The 20,311-nt window shown below is 41.8% G+C and carries 14 protein-coding genes; 4 read left to right on the top strand and 10 right to left on the bottom strand.

Annotated elements, in window-relative coordinates; all coding sequences use genetic code 11:
• The first annotated feature begins 37 nt into the window (after positions 1-37).
• The 4 genes from BVE84_RS09210 to xerS all read left to right on the top strand — a co-directional run bounded on the left by BVE84_RS09210 (position 38) and on the right by xerS (position 5,485).
• A complete protein-coding gene (locus BVE84_RS09210; protein ID WP_076996732.1) occupies positions 38-1,102 on the top strand; it encodes a galactose ABC transporter substrate-binding protein in 1,065 nt (354 codons plus the stop codon).
• 240 nt (positions 1,103-1,342) lie between these two features.
• Entirely contained in the window at positions 1,343-2,875 is a 1,533-nt protein-coding gene (locus BVE84_RS09205) for a sugar ABC transporter ATP-binding protein (RefSeq protein ID WP_076996731.1), read from the top strand.
• The gene (locus BVE84_RS09200) at positions 2,868-3,878 is read left to right on the top strand and encodes an ABC transporter permease subunit (protein ID WP_244157402.1); all 1,011 of its coding nucleotides are present in this window, start codon (positions 2,868-2,870) and stop codon (positions 3,876-3,878) included. The genes BVE84_RS09205 and BVE84_RS09200 overlap by 8 nt, the downstream gene beginning before the upstream one ends.
• A 536-nt stretch (positions 3,879-4,414) precedes the next feature.
• Complete coding sequence (gene xerS, locus BVE84_RS09195; RefSeq protein WP_076996729.1) at positions 4,415-5,485, top strand: tyrosine recombinase XerS; 1,071 nt, start codon at positions 4,415-4,417, stop codon at positions 5,483-5,485.
• 165 nt (positions 5,486-5,650) lie between these two features.
• On the opposite strand, the gene BVE84_RS09190 is transcribed toward xerS, so the two are convergent.
• From BVE84_RS09190 to BVE84_RS10900, 10 genes are all read right to left on the bottom strand, one after another.
• Positions 5,651-10,039, bottom strand: coding sequence for a Cna B-type domain-containing protein (locus BVE84_RS09190; protein ID WP_076996728.1), 4,389 nt, complete (start codon positions 10,037-10,039; stop codon positions 5,651-5,653).
• Positions 10,040-10,120: 81 nt separating this feature from the next.
• On the bottom strand, positions 10,121-12,040 hold the full coding sequence (locus tag BVE84_RS11025) for an LPXTG cell wall anchor domain-containing protein (protein ID WP_083708293.1): 1,920 nt from the start codon (positions 12,038-12,040) through the stop codon (positions 10,121-10,123).
• A gap of 300 nt (positions 12,041-12,340) precedes the next feature.
• Positions 12,341-13,018, bottom strand: a complete 678-nt coding sequence (locus BVE84_RS09180; protein WP_076996727.1) for a CPBP family intramembrane glutamic endopeptidase — start codon at positions 13,016-13,018, stop codon at positions 12,341-12,343.
• Between the two features lie 359 nt (positions 13,019-13,377).
• Positions 13,378-14,889 carry a phosphohexomutase domain-containing protein gene (locus BVE84_RS09175; RefSeq protein WP_076996726.1) on the bottom strand — a complete coding sequence of 504 codons (1,512 nt, stop codon included), beginning with the start codon at positions 14,887-14,889 and terminating at the stop codon, positions 13,378-13,380.
• A 164-nt stretch (positions 14,890-15,053) separates the two neighbouring features.
• A complete protein-coding gene (locus tag BVE84_RS09170) occupies positions 15,054-16,004 on the bottom strand; it encodes a sensor histidine kinase (RefSeq protein ID WP_076996725.1) in 951 nt (316 codons plus the stop codon).
• The gene (locus BVE84_RS09165) at positions 16,001-16,666 is read right to left on the bottom strand and encodes a response regulator transcription factor (protein WP_076996724.1); all 666 of its coding nucleotides are present in this window, start codon (positions 16,664-16,666) and stop codon (positions 16,001-16,003) included. Before BVE84_RS09165 ends, BVE84_RS09170 begins: the two co-directional genes overlap by 4 nt.
• A 104-nt stretch (positions 16,667-16,770) precedes the next feature.
• Entirely contained in the window at positions 16,771-18,741 is a 1,971-nt protein-coding gene (locus tag BVE84_RS09160; protein ID WP_076996723.1) for an ABC transporter permease, read from the bottom strand.
• Positions 18,742-18,743: 2 nt separating this feature from the next.
• Positions 18,744-19,496 (bottom strand): ABC transporter ATP-binding protein, encoded by a 753-nt coding sequence (locus tag BVE84_RS09155; protein WP_076996722.1) that lies wholly within the window; start codon positions 19,494-19,496, stop codon positions 18,744-18,746.
• A 12-nt stretch (positions 19,497-19,508) separates the two neighbouring features.
• Positions 19,509-19,898 (bottom strand): NisI/SpaI family lantibiotic immunity lipoprotein, encoded by a 390-nt coding sequence (locus tag BVE84_RS09150; RefSeq protein WP_076996721.1) that lies wholly within the window; start codon positions 19,896-19,898, stop codon positions 19,509-19,511.
• A 12-nt stretch (positions 19,899-19,910) separates the two neighbouring features.
• Positions 19,911-20,051, bottom strand: a complete 141-nt coding sequence (locus BVE84_RS10900; RefSeq protein ID WP_158072011.1) for a hypothetical protein — start codon at positions 20,049-20,051, stop codon at positions 19,911-19,913.
• Between the last annotated feature and the right edge of the window lie 260 nt (positions 20,052-20,311).

The raw sequence follows: 20,311 nt of genomic DNA, 5'->3' as shown, positions 1-20,311 counted from the left end.
ATATATCTTTTAGGATTAAAGAAAGGAAAGTCTTAGGATGAAATCTTTAAAATATTTAGTAGTTGCCTTCTTGGCAATCTTCCTTGTAGCTTGCGGTGCTAAGGGAGGAGACTCTGGCTCTGGAAAAACCTACAATGTAGGTGTTGCTATTTATAAATTTGACGATAACTTTATGACCTTGTATCGTGAAGAATTAGAAAATTATTTTGGAGAGCTAAGTAAGAAAACAGGGGACAAATATGTCCTTGATATTCAAGATGGAAAGCAAGACCAAGCGACTCAAACAGAGCAAATCAATAACTTTATTGCTCAAGGTAAAGATGTGATTTTAGCGAATCTTGTCGATCCTACAGCTGCTGGAAGTATTATCAATTCTGCAAAATCAGCTAATATTCCAGTGGTCTTAATCAATCGTGAGCCAGAAGTGTCAGAGCTTGAAATCTGGCCTGGAAAAACCAGCTATGTGGGAGCAGATGCTACTCAATCTGGAACCTTCCAAGGGGAAATCATTGCAGCGACCGACTCTAAAGGAGATCTAAACGGTGATGGTGTCGTAAATTATATTACCTTATTTGGAGATCCAGCAAACGTAGATGCTCAACAACGGACTACTTATTCTGTAAAAGCACTTGAGGACGCAGGTATTAAGAAAGCGGCCTTGGCAGAGCCTTACCTTGCAAACTGGGATACAGCGAAAGGTCAGGAAGTGACCGCCTCAGCCCTTGAACAGTTTGGTGATAAATTAGAAGTTGTATTTGCTAATAACGATGGAATGGCCGTAGGGGCTGTAACAGCTATTAAGGCCGCTAAACGTACAGTTGGAAAAGATATTTTAGTTGTTGGTGTGGATGCAATTCCAGACGCTATGGAACTTCTTGCTAAGGGTGAGTTGACAGGAACTGTTTTAAATGATCATTTCAATCAATCTCACACAGCAGCGAATGTAGCTGTTAAGCTGATGAATGGCGAAGATGTAGAATCCTACTATTGGGTTGACTATGTAAAAGTAACCAAGAAGGAAGATTCCGAATTAAAAGAAGCAGAACCAAGAACAGAAACAACGAAAGAAGCAAAAGAGCGCTATGCCAAACGTGACAAATAAGTAAGGCATTGATGATAGATAACCAATTTAGGAAATGATTTCTTCTGTTCCACAATATTCTCACCTCGGTGTCCTAAGTTGTGGAACAGATTTTTTATACTCAATGATAATCAAACAGCAAATATAGAGCTTGATTGAGCAACTATCGTGACATACGGGACAAGGTGATGCTTGACTTGGCTGGTTTGCAGAGATTTTCGGAGAGTATTATCAAACAAAAAAACAGGAGAGGAAAAAAGAATGAGTGATTACATTTTAGAAATGAAGCATATCACCAAGACTTTTCCAGGGGTAAAAGCCTTAGATGATGTAACCTTTCGTCTAAGACCGGGAACAGTTCATGCACTCATGGGAGAAAATGGTGCTGGCAAGTCAACCTTGATGAAATGCTTATTTGGTATCTATCATCGAGATGGAGGAACGGTGGTATTTGATGGTCAAGAAGTCGATTTTAAAGACTCGAAAGAAGCAATCGATGCTGGTATTTCGATGATTCATCAAGAGTTACAGCCAATCCGGATGATGACGATTGCAGAGAATGTTTTTCTAGGAAATTATCCCCTAGGAAAATTTAACTTAGTCAATCACAGTAAGATGAACGAAGATACCAAATCCTTGTTAGAAGAAGTTGGACTCTTCATTAATCCCACCACCCTACTGGATGATTTGACGGTTTCTCAGATGCAGTCAGTAGAGATTGCTAAGGCTATTTCCCATAATGCAAAGATTGTTATTATGGATGAACCCACCTCGTCTCTAACCAGTTCAGAAGTCGAAAAGCTCTTTGACATCATTGACAAGTTAAAAGAGAAAAATATCGGAATTATTTATATTTCCCACAAGATGGATGAAATCCTGCGTATTTCTGATGATATTACCGTCATGCGAGATGGTCAGTATATCGGTACGTGGCCAGCTGAAGAAATGACAACCGCTAAGATTATTCAGGCTATGGTAGGCCGGGAGCTAACAAGCCTCTTTCCTGAAAAAACAAATCAAGTTTCAGAACAGGTTGTCTTGGAGTTAAAAAATTTGACCTCTCCTAATCCTCTTTCCTTTAAAAATGCAAGTTTTACTCTTAGAAAAGGAGAGATATTGGGAATCGGTGGCTTGGTAGGAGCTCAGCGAACTGAGTTGATGGAAGCTCTTTATGGCATGCGAGTTATCGAGCAAGGACAAATTTTAGTCAACGGGAAAGAAGTCGCGATAAAATGTCCAGCAGATGCTATCAAAAATAGAATTGCTCTAGTGACAGAAGATAGACGCTATAATGGGATTTTTGGGGTTTTACCCATTACAGACAATGTCTCTGTAGCCGCCTTAAAGGAATACGTCGGTAGAATGGGTCTGTTAGATGAAAGAAAAATCAATCAAGTTGTCGAAGGAAATGTAAAACGTTTACGCGTCAAGACTCCAAATAATAAAACAAAAATCGAAAGCCTTTCGGGAGGGAATCAACAAAAGGTTATCCTAGCTCGCTGGCTAGCTAATAATCCAGATATCTTGATACTAGATGAGCCAACACGAGGGATAGACGTTGGAGCTAAATATGAAATATATCAGATTATCAATAATCTAGCTACCGAAGGAAAATCCATTATCATGATTACCTCGGAAATGTCAGAACTACTCGGGGTATCAGATCGGATTATGGTGATGTGCGAAGGGCAAGTGGCAGGTTTCTTGGACAAGGAAGAAGCAACACAAGAATCAGTGATGCGACTGGCAACGAAATTTATGTGTGCTCATGAAGGAGGAGAGGCAAGTGTTTAAACTACAAAGTCAGCAATCAAAAAAAGCATTTAATCTAGGAGATTTTTTAACAAAAAATTCCATGTACATCGTTGTAGCAGCAATGATTTTATACACAGGTATAACGCAAGATAACTTCTTTACAATAGGAAATGCGGCCAATATTATGGCCAATACCTCTGTCCGTTTTATCATTGCTCTAGGGGTATCGGGCTGTTTGATTATTCGAGGAACAGATCTATCAGCAGGGAGAATTGTAGGTCTGACAGCAATTATCACCGCTACCCTGGTTCAGCAACCAGATTTTGCAGGTAAGTTCTTCCCTAATTTACCAGACTTGCCCATCATTGTCCCTCTTCTGACAGCTTTGCTAGTGGGTGCTGTACTAGGTCTATTAAATGGTGCGATTGTTTCTTTCTTAAACGTTCCACCATTTCTAGCAACCTTAGGGACTCAGATTATGACCTACGGTTTTGTACTCATCTACTCTCAAAGTAAACCAATCGGAACCTTTAAAGCCGAATTTGGTGCCTTTGGCCAAGGAAAACTATTCGGTTTTCTTCCTTACATTACCATTGTTGCAGCTCTAGTCGGTGTAGCTATGTGGATTTTATACAATAAAACACGCTATGGTAAATATATGTATGCCATAGGAGGAAATGAAAACGCTGCCGAAGTATCCGGTGTCAATGTTCGGGCTTCTAAGATTAAGATTTTCTTGCTAGCAGGTCTACTGTATGGCTTGGCAGGATTCCTTCTATCTGCAAAAACAGGTTCGGCAGGAGCAGGAGCAGGTATGGGCTATGAGTTGGATGCTATTGCCTCTGCGACTATTGGTGGGGTTTCAACGGCAGGAGGTCAGGGTACTGTTCCAGGTATTCTTCTCGGTGTGTTTGTTTTTGAATTATTGAAGGTTTGTCTCACCTATCTCGGAGTCACACCGGACATGACCAACGTTATTCAAGGTATTGTGATTGTTGTAGCTGTTGCCCTTGATATTCGTAAAACCATGGTAAAACGCTAGGCTCAAAAAAACGAGAATAGGAATCCCTTTTTGATTTAGGAAAAGAGATGAGATTATAAAAAGCAGGTCTATAAATCTATCAATGGAAATTAGGCTTGCTTTTTGTATTAAGGTATACAATCAGGATGTGAAGCCGTCAAAAAACGAATGAAAAATAGGAAATCAAAGTAGGTTGCTTTGAAACCTATGAGTTAATCTAGCCTCGCTTTCCTGTTTCTTAGCTCGGGCTTCTGTGGTCACTTTCGCATTTCTCGGTGACCAGTTGAAACAGTTCACTGAACTGTTTCAATCTCATCTGTAATCAGCTAAAGCCAAAACAGCTGCCTATCTTTTTTCCGAGGTTTTAGGCTGAACTCAATTACATAAGAAGATACGAGAGCGTTTGACAGTGAGTTGTAGTTCGATTTATTCTCTGCCTAGCAGGATATTGCCCTTATAATCTCTCATCATACATCTTTCCGAAAAACTATAATTTTCTTGAAAAATATCTTTCCTTGTGCTATAATGAGAGCAAAAGAAAAATACTGGAGAAAATGATGCGACGTGAGTTATTACTAGAAAAAATTGAGCAGTTAAAGGAAGTCATGCCCTGGTATGTCCTAGACTACTACCAATCTAAACTGGCGGTCCCTTACAGTTTTACCACCTTATATGAATACTTAAAAGAATACCGACGTTTTTTTGAATGGTTAATTGATGCTGATCTGGTAACTATATCAAGTATTTCAGATATTTCATTAGACACGCTGGAGCATTTGACAAAAAAAGATATGGAGGCTTTTATCTTATATTTGCGAGAAAGACCTCTATTGAATGCGAATACGACTCAAAATGGAGTCTCGCAAACGACCATCAATCGCACCCTATCTGCCCTATCCAGCCTCTACAAATATTTGACCGAAGAGGTGGAAAATGAGCAAGGTGAACCTTATTTTTATCGAAATGTCATGAAAAAGGTGTCGACTAAGAAGAAAAAAGAGACTCTTGCTGCTAGGGCTGAAAATATCAAGAGCAAGCTCTTTTTGGGTGATAAAACCATGGAGTTTTTGGACTATGTAGAAAATCAATATCAAGGGAAGTTGTCTAATCGCGCCCTCTCCTCTTTCCAAAAAAATAAAGAGCGAGATTTAGCAATTCTAGCACTTCTGCTCGCTTCGGGAGTACGACTATCAGAGGCAGTCAATCTCAATATAGCTGACATCAATCTAAAAATGATGGTCATCGAGGTCACACGAAAGGGAGGTAAGCGTGATGCTGTCAATGTAGCTGGTTTTGCCAAACCGTATTTAGAAAGCTACCTTGCCATCCGTCAGCAACGCTACAAGGCCGAAAAGACTGATAATGCCTTCTTCTTATCAGAATACAGGGGAAGCCCCAATCGCATGGATGCTTCTAGCATTGAAAAGATGGTCGCTAAATACTCAGCTGATTTCAAGGTTCGTGTCACCCCACATAAATTGCGTCATACCTTGGCAACGCGCCTCTATGATGCAACCAAGTCTCAAGTTCTAGTGAGTCACCAACTAGGCCATGCTAATACGCAGGTTACAGACCTCTATACTCATATCGTCAATGACGAGCAAAGAAATGCCCTAGATAAGCTCTGATGATCAACAGAGTATCCGCTCCTCAATAGTCCTTATAGAAATGAAAAAGTCCCGCCAGTGTTCTTCATCCGAACGCTTGCGGGAATTTTATAGTCGTTTCGTCTATCTTAAGATAGTAGCTATTTATACTCAATAAAAATCAAAAGTAGACTAGGAAACAGAGTATTACTTGTCTTTCCGCCCCCAATAGACACCAAGTCCGACCAGTAGAACGAGACCAAGGACAATCAGTCCCAGACTGGTCGTGCTATTGGTTGCTGGTAAGATTTTCTTAGTTCCTGCTGATTGACCAGCCTGTGGTTGAGTCGGCTCTCCTACAGGTGGCTGACTAGCCGGAGGAGTTCCCTTTGGAACATGGCTATTGGTAATCAAGGTACCATCAATCTGTGTGGTGTAGCCTGCTACCGCTTCTTCCTCAACCGTATACTGAATGGCTTTTCCATCCTGGTATTGGTCTAGGTCGTCAAAATGGTAGTTCCAGCCTGTAGCTTCTGAAGCAATCGCCGTTTTCTTGGTATCCACCCCATTCGCAAATAGGTGGACGGTGATACTGCTTGGACGAATCCCATCTTGATTGTTCCCATCGTTCCAGACCTTAGAACCCTTGAGGCTTATCTTCTTAGGTGTGTAGCTGTTGGTAATCGTATAACGACTGCCCTCAGCGATCATCTTGCTTCCATACTCTGCTGGGACAAGCTCCTCTAGGCTATAAGGAATCTCTTGGCCATTTGCGTACTTGGGCAGGTCTTTCGATGCAAAGGTCCACTGTCCCTCTTCATCAGGTGTGACCGTGATGCGATCCACTTCCTGCCCTTGACCATCCTTCACAAGGAGGACGATACTGCTTGGACGCTTGCCATCTTGGTTGTTGGCATCCTCCCAGACCTTGCTTCCAGTGATGCGAATCATCTCAGGAGTCCGTGAATTGGTAATCACTTGACCCTCGACCGTGGCACGGTAGCCCGCCGTTTCTAACAGGGCTAGCGTCGCCTCATCTTCTCGGACAGAGTATTGGATTTCTTGGCCATTTTCAAATTGTGGGAGCTGGGTGAAGCGACCTGTCCAAGTCTCGTCATCTGTTTGGTCTGCCTTCGTCAGAGTCAGGGTCTTTCCTGCAATGGCGACCGGCTCACTACCAGCTACAGACTTGTAAAGTTGGACAGTGATCGAGCTTGGACGTTTCCCGTCTTGGTCTCCCCTATCTGCCCATTTTTTGGTGACCTGATAGCTGATTTCTTTTGGTGTATAGCTATTGATGATGGTAAAGTCGTGAACGGTGGTCGTATAGTCGTCAACCGCTACTTCTTCTACCGTATACCGAATGACTTGTCCCTTGGCATATTTGGGCTTGTTGGTAAAGCTGGTCATCCAGTTCCCTGTCGCATCGGCTTGGATCGTTTGGCTATCGACCCGCTCTCCATTTGCCAGAAGGTGCACTAGAATCTTGTCCGGACGCTTGCCATCTTGGTTATTGCCATCCTCCCATTTTTTGTGAACCGTAATATCCACCATTTCTGGTGAGTAATGGTTGGTGAGGTTGTAGCCGTCAAGGCTGGTCTGATAGTTTGGTACAGCTTCTTCTGCAATCGTATAAGCAATGGCCTTCCCAGCTTGGTATCTTGCTAGATTGGTGAAGCGATAGGTCCAGTTATCGGTAGCAGTCACAGTCTGACTGGCAACCTTTTGCCCATTGGCAAGCAGGTGGACGGTGATCGAGTCTGGACGTTTCCCATCTTGGTTGTCCGCATCATCCCAGGTCTTGCTTCCTGTCACTTCCGTTACTTCAGGACTATAGATATTGGTCAGGTTATAACCATCTACCACCTTCGTATAGCCTGCTGGAAGCTCTTCATCAATGCTATAGGTGATGGCTTGCCCATTTTCAAACTGAGGAAGATTGGTAAAGGAGTACTTCCAATCTTCTTTGGCAGAAGTTTCCGTTCTAGCTGCTTCTGTCGTTTGACCGCCTACTGTTTTGAGAAGTTTGACAACTAATTTTTCTGGACGTTTGCCATCCTGGTTATCATTATCAGCCCAAGTCTTGGTCCCTGCGACTTCAATGGTTCCTACGTAAGCAGCAAAAACGTGAAGAGTGTTACGAATGTCTGGATTAAGAATCCCTGTCACCTCTCCTGTAACACCTGCTCTATTAGTAAAGGTTACTTCTTTAAAATCATGGTAGATACTGCTAGGATTATCCTCATAAATCGGAAACCCTTTGGCAGAAGGTTGATACCAATTTTTAAATTGATAGTTTGCTAAGGTTGGCTTCTCTTCTACAGCAGTCAATTCTACGGGAGTAGATTTGATAGAAGGACTAGACTCATAGAAAGTATAGAGTTGTGTAATCTGCTGACCAGCATTATCACTATCTGGTTGCCCAGATGTAATCGTTGCATCCTTGTGATTGGTATGATAAATCAGCACACCTCTTTGTCCTAAGACAATGCTTTTGGTATCCGGATTCAGCACATAGTCCCATTTCGCTGGCAAAACATGATCAGAGTAATCTGAAACAGCCTGCGAGTAAATCCCTGTCTTATCGCTTTCGTTATATTTTGTCTGATAATGTATCCGCTGAGCGTCTTCTACTGTCGGAATATAGTTATCAATACCCGTAGCAACAGTATAACCGATATAGCGATGTTGGGCTTCGCTGTTTTCATCATTAGCATCTAACTTTTCTTTCTCACTGACACTAATATTTAATTGGCGAGTCAGTGATCCTGTCAAACGGACTGCCGACTGTTTATCTAAAACCCGGATGTCATTAGTTCCCAGTTTAGCTTCTGGCGTAACAATCACATCTTTGTTAGCATAGACTCCTGTTCCAGGTAATTCTTCGCTTTTTGTTGTATGAGGATTACCATGCCATGCGGCCGGTCCGACCGCTGTTTGTCTACTCATATCTACCTTATCTAGCTTTAGGTACCCATTGTTATAAATATAACCTCCGAGGTTAAAAGCAGATAGACTGTCTGCAGTAATTGTTGACTCATCTGTCACAGTAACTGCTCCACCATCATTGTAGATTGCCCCACCGTAGTTGGCAAATCCGTTGATTAGCCTCGTTCCTGTTACAAGAAGGGTATTTTTCTCACTCTCATCTGCACTCGGACCCACATAGATAGCGCCGCCACGCCCTTGGGTATTCCACCAGTAAGAACGGGTATTATCCACTGTTGAATGATTAACTGTCAGCTGAACACGAGCAGTGTCCTTGGCATGATAGTTTCCATTGCGAATCCCTTCCATAGATGGTGTAGAGATTGCAATGGCTCCACCTAGGTGATCGGCTGCGACATTACGAATAGTCGTATTGTCAATAATGGCGTCTGGAATCCTTGCGTCATTGTAAAATGCAATAGCACCGCCATAGCTAGCCAATCGCGGACCTTGCCAAGATGAACCCGTTCCAGTCATAGTTGAATCAAAGAGTTTGAAACTTCCGCTACCGTAAACGGTAATGAATCCACCTGCTTCTATAACTTTAGCTGCACCTCCTGTTGAGGCATCAAAATTAGAGGTGCGAATCTCTAGATCACTATTTTGGGAGGCGATAGCCCCACCTGAAATCCCAAATCCGTCTGCTAGCTGATGAAACTTAAATGTGGTATTATCGATTGATCCTGTACTATGCTCCAATTTGATGAAGCCTCCTGTAGAGAAACCACCTCGATAAGGGTAGGTTGTTTCTGCCCCATCAAATATAAAATCTGCATTGGTAATTGTGAGAGTTGAATCCGTCGCTTCGATGGAACCACCTTGAAGACCACCCTCAGGGCTGGTAATGTACGTGTTGTTATTTAAAAATTGCGTACGTGTTCCCTCTGGTGTAGGCTCAATGACTACAGTTGAGCTTTCGGATTTTATAGCTCCTCCCTCACCGTGGGCACCTAGGTCACTGGATTTCTTCCCGGATAAGTTGTGTTTGAAACTTCCCCCTCTGACCAGTAGGTTAGAGTGATCCGTGATATACACTGCGCCACCATGGGGGGAACCTGCTTGAGCATCAACTGGGGTGTCTGACTTTGTCGTATTATTGATAAAGTGAGTGTTGATTGCCGTAACAGAAGCATTTGCAACATAAATCGCTCCCCCTTGGTAACGTTGCTTATCGATCCCATTTTCCATTTGGGGAGCAAATGGTTGGGTCGTCCCATTCTTGATGGTGACATCTGTAAGGGTCAACTTTGCCCCATTTTCTACCATGAAAATCCGTCCTTGATTATCACCATCAAAAATCAAATTGCTGGCAGACACACTTGCAGCGTTACTAATCGAAAAAAGTGTCTGGAGACCTGAACCATTCGTTAGAATCTTAGAGGTGCCATCAGCACTTCCAAATCTTACCTGCTTGTTGCTAATGACAATCGGATTCGTGATTGTCAAATCTGCAGATAACTTGACCTCTGTTTCTCCACCACTAAGAGCTGCCAACAATTCCGCTTCCGTTGCAACAACCGTATCTGCATGAGTTACAGAAAATCCCCATCCTATCCAACAGAACAGCAAGGTTGCCAGTAGACTAATCCATTTCTTTATGTTTTTCATATTTTCCTACCTACTTCAGATTTTTTGAGGTGATAGAATCATTCCTCATTTATCATATTAAGCTGGATGTTTTAATCCCCTTTATTTAGCTGCTCTTTTTTTGAAGAAAAATGACATCAAAGCAATCAATAGACTTATCCCCGCCAGACTAGCTAACCAGCTAGAGGTATCCCCTGTACTAGGTAAAACCTTCTCTGCTTTTTTGGGTTGGTTTTGTCCGGGCTTACCTAATTCTATAGGATTAGGTCTAGGTTCTGATTTAGGCTCTGGCTTAGGTTCTGGTTTAGGCTCTGGCTTAGGCTCTGGTTTAGGCTCTGGCTTAGGTTCTGGTTTAGGTTCTGGTTTAGGTTCTGGTTTAGGTTCTGGCTTAGGTTCTGGCTTAGGTTCTGGTTTAGGTTCTGGTTTAGGTTCTGGTTTAGGTTCTGGCTTAGGTTCTGGTTTAGGTTCTGGCTTAGGTTCTGGTTTAGGTTCTGGTTTAGGTTCTGGTTTAGGTTCTGGTTTAAAATCAAGTACGACGTCATTACGAGTCTTCATGGTTTCAATAGGAGCTACACCTCCAGGATACAACATCTGTGCTAAAAAGCCAAATGGTCCAAGTACTGAGGTATTAAACGCAATTTGTCCACCAATCTGTCCTGTAATACGAACATTCGTCTCACGCGTTTCATCTGTAATAGCATCAGCGTTCTCCTTACTGATCCATACATTGCCCTTACCACTATTCAGCGTCATACTCCCTGTCACTTGATCATAGGTGAATCCACGAGACGGATCACTATCTATTCCCTTATTTCTAAGTACCGTGCGGACAATAAAGGTAGTAAGCTGATTGGGATTTTCAAATGAAAAGGTCGTAGTCAAACTATCGGCAGTTGGCTTATCCAATCTAGTCATGGTTAATGGATTATAATTTTCGTCCAAGACCCCTGCGACTTCGTAAAGAGCGCTGGTAAACGTTAAATTTTCCATCAGTTTATTGGTTGTTACCTTTTTATCTAGAACAACGCGCAAGTCTTGGAAAGTATAGGCAGAGCCAACTTTACTTGCATCTCCTGAAAAGTCTGTGATGCCCTCTGCTACTTTTAAGACGCCTAGTGGATTGCGAGCAACAATGACAGGTACTCGCTTATCATCCCAACTAAAAGTAGAATTAAGGACTACTTCATACTTATCTTTTTCTTCGTTATAGTAGACAGCGACCTTATCACCTCTTGCTCCATCGCTAAAATTCTCTCCCTCTGCAAACCTAGCATTGGGTACTGTAGTTTGAGGGGTTTCAGTATTATTGATATGTAAATGCGCCTTATCCTCAGTTATACTAGCTGCTAAGTCCATGACATCCCACTGCTGAATAAAGACAGGATAAAGAGTTGCTCCTGAAGGAGTATCTTTTACAGGGGTTCCCTCCCCATACGTTTGTATCGTTGCTGCTCGATCCTCTGACCAACCTAGGAATATTTTCCGAAAAGTGCGTATATGCCAATCGCTATGACCCCATCCTTCTGGCAACCCTAGCTTGTCGTCTGCACTATTAAACGTTTTGGATATGATAGTACTCCCGTCAGATTTTGCCATGTTGCGTGTAATCTTTGTACTTTCCGGATCGTTGTTTCCTACCGCTTCCCCTGAGGAAGCAGAAACAGCATTGTCATTAGCAGCTCCTGCTGCAATAGCTGGACTTGTATGCTCGCTAGCAGGCTGGTCTACTGCAGTAGGAGCTGGATTATCGCCGGTAGGCTGAGCTACTGCGACAGGAGCTACGTCAGCACTAACAGGTTGTTCCTCTACAGTAGAAGCTGTGCTAGTAGTAGCAGGTTGTTCTAGCTCAGTCGAATGGGTACTACTACTGACAGATGATTCCGAAGTAGGTACATCCTCTGCAAAGACTGAAGTCCTATTCATGGTTAAGGAAAGTCCTAGAAAGCTAATTCCCAATAAAACAGAGGTCGTAATGGCCTTTACTTTCCGAATAGAAAAGATTTGTTGTTGATGAAATTTCATATATTCTCCTTTTCCTTACTTCATTATATTATTATTTAATGATAGTATATACTCTTTTCTAGTCTACGTCAATCATAATCATAATGAAATCACCTATTATACCTAGATTCTGAACAATTCGTAGATAGAGATTACTATTTTTCTGAGTTTCTATAAACTGCACAATTAAAAACGAAGGTTACTGATAAAAAACAAATAAAGATAGACAGCTAAAGAAACTATCTATCTTCATTCGTTTTCTAGTGATTAGTGATACTCTCCAAGCTAGTTGTCTGTTAGCTGTCTGATTCAGCAGACTTGTTACAGTAATTTTACCTGGATATGTGATATTAGATTAAGGGCCATATGAACGCAGATTGGCACTTTAATGGTTTTCGTGTAATTATAGGTTAGACCAAGCACAACACCTGGAACTCCATAATACCAATAAGCTGTCCAATCGATTGAAGGATGTGCTAACACAAAGAGGAGACTAGATACGACAATCCCAATTAGGGGCTTGTCAGCAAAAACATATTTTAGCAATAAACCTCTAAAGAGCACTTCTTCAAATATCGGTCCTGAGATAACTGCGATGATAAATTCAATGAAAAATGTAATCAGCCGATCATCAAAAGGCAAGGGACCTAAAGGGGGAGTTGGGATAGCATAGGCATAGAGATAGTCATTTGCTGAAATCAGCATAAACGCCATCACTCCAGTAATAACAAGCGTTTTCAACCCTTTTTGAAGCGTCTTATCTGACAAATCAAAGTGGCGCTTCTTCATCACATATAGTAATAATAATAAGGTGGATACATCGACTAATGTCATGATAAAATCACTCACATAGGGCAGTCCAAGTCTCTCGATAGCTGACCAGTATGGTAGATAGCGCAGTAATAAAAAATTGAGGGCATAAAAAACAACAAATAGAAAAAATGCTTCTATCGCCTTTCTTCTGCCACTACTCCTCCAAGAAAAATTTGACATCTGCATGGTCATTCCTCCTACAAGTAATCATGGGATTTTTATACAACTATCTCTACCAGGCAACACCTCTCCTATGAAAAGATGTAACCCGCAACAGACGTTTAAAAATATTCCCCTTCTATAAAATGTTACTTTTCTATCCTATCTTAAGTGTAACATTTCTGTCTAAAAAACAGCTATCTATTTTCTGTGCTTTATCTGTTTTTATAACAAACAGGTCACCCAGAAATAAGAAAATGACCACAGAAGCCCTCACTAAGATTATACACCTAGTGAAGGCTTCATATTCCTTTTCATTATTCTGTGGGTGAGGGAGGAGCCATCATGGATGTCTGTCCCAGTCCCTTCACTGCTGCTTTTCTGACCTAGTTTCCAATAATCTCTTTCATCCTAGCTTGGTTGACCTGAGGGTAGGCTGCTAAAAATTGGGAGAGGCGTTTGAGGATTGGTAAGACATAGCCTAGCTGATCATTTTCCACTTGGAGAACCAAGAGAGGTTCATGGAGGCTCATTCTCAGCAAGAACCACCCTTCCCCAAAAGGAGCAGTCACATCAAAGCGAACCCCTTCTTCATTTTCAGGATTAAATTGAAAACCTTCAATCGTTTGAAGCTGCAAATCCGCAATGACTTGCTCACCAAGTGTTCGGTAATCTTCTGCTTCCAGTTTAAAGCGGACCTCTTGTGTCTCTACAGGTTGTTTCAACTGGGCAATCAAATCATCCAAACTTCTTTTCTCAGCTTGTAGATAGGGCAATAGCATGAGGATTTTTGCTGCGACATAGGTTCCGTCATCTAGGAAGTAATTTTCTTTGAATGCAGCATGGCCTGAAGTCTCAATCGCAAGTTGACAATCGATACCTGCTTGATTCGTTTCAATAGCCTTATTGATAACATTCCGATAACCTGAAATATAACGAATCTGCTTGCCACCCAATTCTTCAATAAAACGTTTTAGGTGTTCAGAAGTTGGTGAGTTCGTCACAATGCTGGTCCCAGGGTGTTCCTGTAAAATGATTTGGGCTAAAATTGCAATGAGATTGTTTCGATTCAATATCTCGCCTGACTTGGTTACCAAGGCAGCCCGATCGACATCAGTATCAAAGATAATTCCCAAATCCGCCTGATGCTTCAAGACCGCAGCTTGAATACTCGCCATAGCTTCTTTGTTATCTGGATTTGGAATATGATTTGGGAAGGTACCATCAGGATCTAGAAATTGCGAACCAGTTGTGTCAGCGCCTAAGGCTTGTAAAACCTTTTCTGCAAAGAATCCTCCAGCCCCATTTCCTGCATCGACAATGATATGTAATCCCTCAAGCGGTGTTTTTCTCCCTTGGTTTGCCTGACGGATTTTTTCGACCAAATCTGCGGCATAGGGGGTCAATAAATCTGCCGTTTGGACGCTCCCCTTTTCCTGGTCAGCTATATCTTGGTCATTGTCTAAAATAAAGGCAATATCTTCATGCTCTGCGCCACCTTTTTGACTAAAAATCTTAATCCCATTGAAGTAGTAAGGAAGGTGGCTAGCTGTCACCATAACACCAGCATGACAGGCAAATTCCTCATATTGGGTACTCATGAAGAGAGCGGGAGTTGTAGCTAACCCAAAGTCAATCACTTGTACTCCTATTCGTACGGCTTCCGCTACAAACGTTTCAACCAAACTAGGACCGCTGAGACGACTGTCTCGTCCAATCCCTATGGTGAGCTGACCTGTTTGATAAATCTTCTTGAGCTGCTCGTCTTGACAGAGCCAGTGAACCAGACCACGTACGATGTTGGTGATAGCTTCTGGTGTCAGATTAACTGCTAATTCGTCCGTTGCAATCGCAATCCCACGAATATCTGAACCGTTTTGCAAGATGTGATGTGCCATAACTTCCTCCTTTGTCTAGTTCCTAGTATATCATCTTTTTAACCGTTTTCAAGTAATTAGGATAAAAAGAGATAGACACCACTGTCAAGAAGAAGTTTGTTACATAATATATATTATGTAACCTATAGCCTTGTCAAAGAGGTGAGGTAAAAAATGGGCTTTCCCTACTTCTCCTCATTTCTCTGCCAAATTCGCACCTGCGTCCCTTGATCAATTTGACTGGTGATGTGAATAGAGAGTCCTAGCTGTATGAGAACACGTTTGGTTAGATATAAGCCAAAGCCGCTAGCCTTCTGATGCTCACGGCTATTATAGCCTGTAAAGCCTTCCTCAAATAGACGTGGAATGTCCTCTGGCAAAATCCCGATTCCCTCATCAGAAATGGTCACCCCATTTTCTAGGTGGATATGGATAGAACTAGCGGTCTGGCTGTATTTTATAGCGTTATCCACCACTTGAGATAGGGCGAAAGAAAGCCATTTGCGATCACTCTTGAGCTGCCAAGTTCCTGAGATATTGACCGTCATTTCTTTTTGGAGAAATTGACTGCGGTACTTTTTGACTAATTCAATGATGAGATCCTTGACTTCCACCTTTTCAAATCGAAAATCACTGACTTGATTCGATAATTTCATATAGTTTAAAAGATTGGCCATATAATTGTCCAGACGTAATAACTGGTGATTGACCTCAGTTTGATTGAGCTGATTCGTCTGACTCATCAGAGATAGGGCCGCCAAGGGGACTTTCATCTGGTGTGACCAAGTTTTTATTAGCGCCTCCTGCTCATTTTCCCGCGACTTGTAAGCTAGTATCGTATCCTTGGTCGCTGCTTTTTCTTTTGACAATAGACTTAAGTAGGCTAAGTCAGAGGGGAGTCGCAAGGCTTCCAGATTTTCCTCGTAGAGATCGGCTTCTAACAGGGTCTGCTTGCGCTGAAAAGTGAAAAACAGAGCGACAGTCCAAATGGCTAATAGACTGCTGGTAAAAAAGAGACTCTGGAGAATAAAATCAAGGGGGAGTTGATAAAGGGCAAACATGCTCACTAAACCGATTCCGATGAGGAGATAAAGAAGGTACCAACCACGGTGTTCCTTGAAGAATTTTATAATCATTGTACAAGATACCCCACTCCACGAATAGTATGGATACGTTCAAAGTCTAGTTCACTGACTTTTTTACGCAGACGAGTCATATTGACATTCAGGGTATTTTGGTCAATAAACTCCTCGTTTTCCCAGAGCTGCTCTAGCAATTTTTCCTTGGTCACGACTTGGCCTTGATGCTGTAGCAAAGTAGTCAAAATTTTGGTTTCTGTAGGAGATAGCTGAATAGAATCTGTACCACGGCTAAAACGTCCATCCATAGTCAGTTGATAGTCATCCAAAGCCAGCTGTGGTAGCTGGGTAAATTGTTGAACACGACGTAAAAAGGCTGCAATTTTCGCATCTAAAAGAGCTAGCGAGAAGGGTTTTGAAATAAAATCATCCCCACCCATGTTCATAGCCATGACAGCATTCATTTCATCATCGCTACTAGAAATAAAGATAATTGGCATCGTCATACTCTTGCGAATCTCTGTCGTCCAATAAAAGCCATTAAAACAAGGCAGACTAATATCCATCAATACCACATCTGGCTGCCATTCAGCCACCTCCTGGCTCACCGCTCGAAAATTACTGACACTACTAACTTGATATTGCTGGCTCAGATGACTCGTCAGCAGCTGGACAATCGTCTCATCATCTTCTACAATATAAATTTTTTCTTTTTTCATAGTCCTATTGTATCAAAAAAGTGGCTCGGTAAGCCACTGTTAGTATGAGAACCTGCATTCACCAGTAAAATACTGTTAGAGTGCCGAACTGTGAAGATAGTTTTTTATCTTTCGATAATACGATAATAGGTCCGACTGGTCCATGTATAGATGCCAAAATAAATCAGACAGATGATGGCAATGGTTATGCCGCTCACGGTATAAATCATGGTATGAGAGGTCACTCCAAATATGGAGAGCATCTGTTTCAGCATGACAAGGGCTCCAATAAAATGGAGGGTAGCCATAGCAAGTGGCATAAAGAAAACAAGTAGAATCTGCGAATTGATGGTCTTTCTGATAGCAATTTTGCTCATCCCCACTTCTTGGAGAATCTTGTAGGATTTCTTATCCTCATGCCCTTCTGAATACTGTTTGTAGTAAATAATCAAGGCAGCTCCTAGCAAGAAGCTAATGCCGAGTAAGAAGCCTGTAAAGAGGAAACCACCAAAGAAGCCTAGCATATCCTGTCGGAAATCTTCTTTTTGTACCACAAATCCGAGTCTACTGCTACCATCTTCTGTCATGAAATTTCCCGCATTTTCACCTAGCAGGGATTGGTATTCGCTCTTGCTTAGGTCAGCATGCACCTGATAGGTCATGAAGCGCTCAGGGGTGTTGGCTGCATTCTCTTTGAAAAATTGTAAGAATTCTTCCAAGACTTGATCATTGCTAACGACCAGCAAGGCAGGGTTATAGGTGTTTAGTAAATCTGGTAGTTGAATCGGTTTTATCCCTTGAACAACATCGAGTTTCTTTTCACCTAGGTATAAGGATTCAAGCTGACTGGTATGGTTTGGACGATAAAAAATCACCTGTTGTTCGTTCAAATCTGGAATATCATTTCCGAATTTGCGAATATCATCTTGCGTGACAACTTGTAGATAGGTCACATCATTGACTGAAAAAGTGCTGAGACTCTCCTTGTTGAGAGTAAGCGTCTTGCCCCCATTATAAAAGATAGTTTCAAACAAGATTAGGTAAGATAGACTATCATCCTTCTTTTCAGGATAGGTATCCAGTACAGTTTTTTGAAAAGCAGACTCTCCCTCCTGACGGTCATGTACATAGTAACTGATTGTACTGCTTTTTAGAAATAAACCATCCACCATATTGGTCATATTAGTATATAACGAGGTGGTCGTTGCGATGGTGACAAAAGCCATAACAGCAAGGAGAGTAATATTTGCAAGCCCTGTCGCATGTTGCTTCATTCGGAAGATCATCTGCGATGTTGAGATAAAATGCTCAGGAGTATAGAAATACTTCTTTTGCTTGCGACGAGATTTTAGATACCACGTTATAAAACTAATGTAAAAGAGATAGGTGCCTGCGATGACGAATAAAACAGCAATGAAGAAGCGATAGAGTACGACAATAGCGCTGATTTGGCTGGATGAAATGGATAGATAGTACCCGATACCTAGAGATATTAAACCGAGCATGGCAAGAAGTACATTGCCTTTTGGTTCTTGCTCTCCTTCTTCCTTACTTCTAAATAAGATGAGCGGTGAGGAGAAGCCAACCTTATGAATAGCCAGTAACTCCAAGAGAAAAAAGATACCCGCAAAGATGAAGATATTGATGCCAAAGGCTAGAAATGAAATCTCAAAATGGAGAGACGCTCCTTGTACTAGATTGATAAAAATCAGATACATAACATTCGAGAAGGCAGCACTCAGTATACTCCCCACTATTACAACCAAGCCAAACATCATCATCAGTTCTAGCGTTGCAACGAGGGCTAGTTTTTTCTTATTCATCCCTAGCATGTTGTAAAGACCAAATTCTCTTGCCCGCTGCTTCATCAAAAAGTTAAAGCTATAGATTTCCATAATGACCGAGAAAATGGTTAGAACAATCGTTCCTAAACCGAGAGCCATGGCTCCCGTTCCCATATCCTGTGCTACAGGGCTGAGGATGAGTAGTAAGGTTGAGCAGTTTAGAACAAATAGTACCAAACTGGCCAGTATAAAGGGGGCAAAACTTTGTAGGGATTTTCGGATATTTCCATAGGCTAATTTAAGATAAAACACGCTTACTCACCTCCTAGGAGTGCAGACATGCTGAGTGAAATTTCTTTAGCAAATTCAATGCTAGATTTATTTGCTCGATAGAGTTGATGGAAAATACGACCATCCTTGATAAAAAGGACGCGACTAGCATGGCTTGCTGCGTTGGCCGAGTGGGTCACCATAAGAATGGTTTGACCATCGGCATTGATACTTTCAAAAAGATTTAGTAAATCTTCGGAGTTCCGGTAATCAAGGGCTGCGGTTGGCTCATCGGCTAGGATCAGTTGGGGTTGGGTAATCAAGCTACGAGCAATGGCTACCCGCTGCTTTTGTCCACCCGAAAGTTCAAATGGACGTTTATTGAGCAAGTCAGCAATTCGCAAGGTTGGAGCTAGTTTTAGCAAGCGTTCCTCCATTTCACTATAAGGACGGCGGGCTAGAACCAGTGGCAAGAAAATATTATCCCGAATGGACAGGCTATCAAGCAAGTTAAATTCTTGAAAGACAAAACCTAGATTGCGTAGGCGAAAATCAGCCAGCTGGCTTTCCTTAATGTTGGTAATGTCGTGATGGTTAAGGATAACGTTGCCGTTTGTCGGCTTATCAAGGGTAGCTAGGATATTGAGCAGGGTCGTTTTCCCTGATCCACTTTCTCCCATAATAGCGATAAACTCACCCTTTTCAACCTTGAAGTCCACATCCTGTAAGGCACGAGTTTCCTCTTTTGAAAAACGTGTCCGATATACTTTTTCTAAATGATTGATTTCTAAAAACATAGTTACTCACTCCTAATTTTCTACTTTTTGTTCGTCTACTTGATCAAGCACTTCTTGATAATGAATACGATTTGCTTTCGCAACTTTCTTTTCAGCTTCTACCTTATAATATCTGTCCTGAACGCCGATAACCCAGTCGTGACTAGAGGTCGTATAGAGATTATTCAAGGAAACTGTTTCTTTTACCGCTCCCTTATCGTTGACCACAGGCCATTCCATAAATTTTGCTTTGACTGTTTGGATACTATCTTCAGTTACTTCCTGTTTGGTAATGGCGTAGTCTTTTCCTTTATAATGAAAGGTCTGATAGCCCTCATCAAAGCTAAGGCCGGCTGAAGATGCAGAACAGGCTGCGAGGGTAAAACTGCTGACGAGTAATAAAAGTAGGGAATTCTTTTTCATACTGCACTCCTTCTAGTATGCCATAAATCGCAACATTTGAAAATCTTGAGCCAAGTTGGATAGGTATTCTCCATGTTCGAGCAAGCTCGTGACTTCTTCCCGAGACAATTCTTCCTTAGTTTGTAAGGCTTGATAGGCTTGTTTGAATAGCATAGATTTTTCCTTCTTTCTTGTTTTTATATGTCCATTATAGTCTATTTACGGCACTGCTACTCTTACAAGTTTGGCCGAAAAACTTACAGATTTGTAAGGGAAGAAAAAAGATACCATTTCTGGTATCTTTCAGATTATGGCTTCGAGCCAGTTTTTCTCGAAGAGAAAAACAAGAAAACCACCAGCTATGCTGGTGGCTGCCAAGGCTTTGAGCTTTCATTTCTTTTTCCTGTTATAATCTAATTGTTCAGGTTAGATAA

The sequence above is a fragment of the Streptococcus azizii genome, from assembly GCF_001984715.1.
Classification (GTDB): domain Bacteria; phylum Bacillota; class Bacilli; order Lactobacillales; family Streptococcaceae; genus Streptococcus; species Streptococcus azizii.
This window is presented reverse-complemented; position numbering and strand designations above follow the sequence as displayed.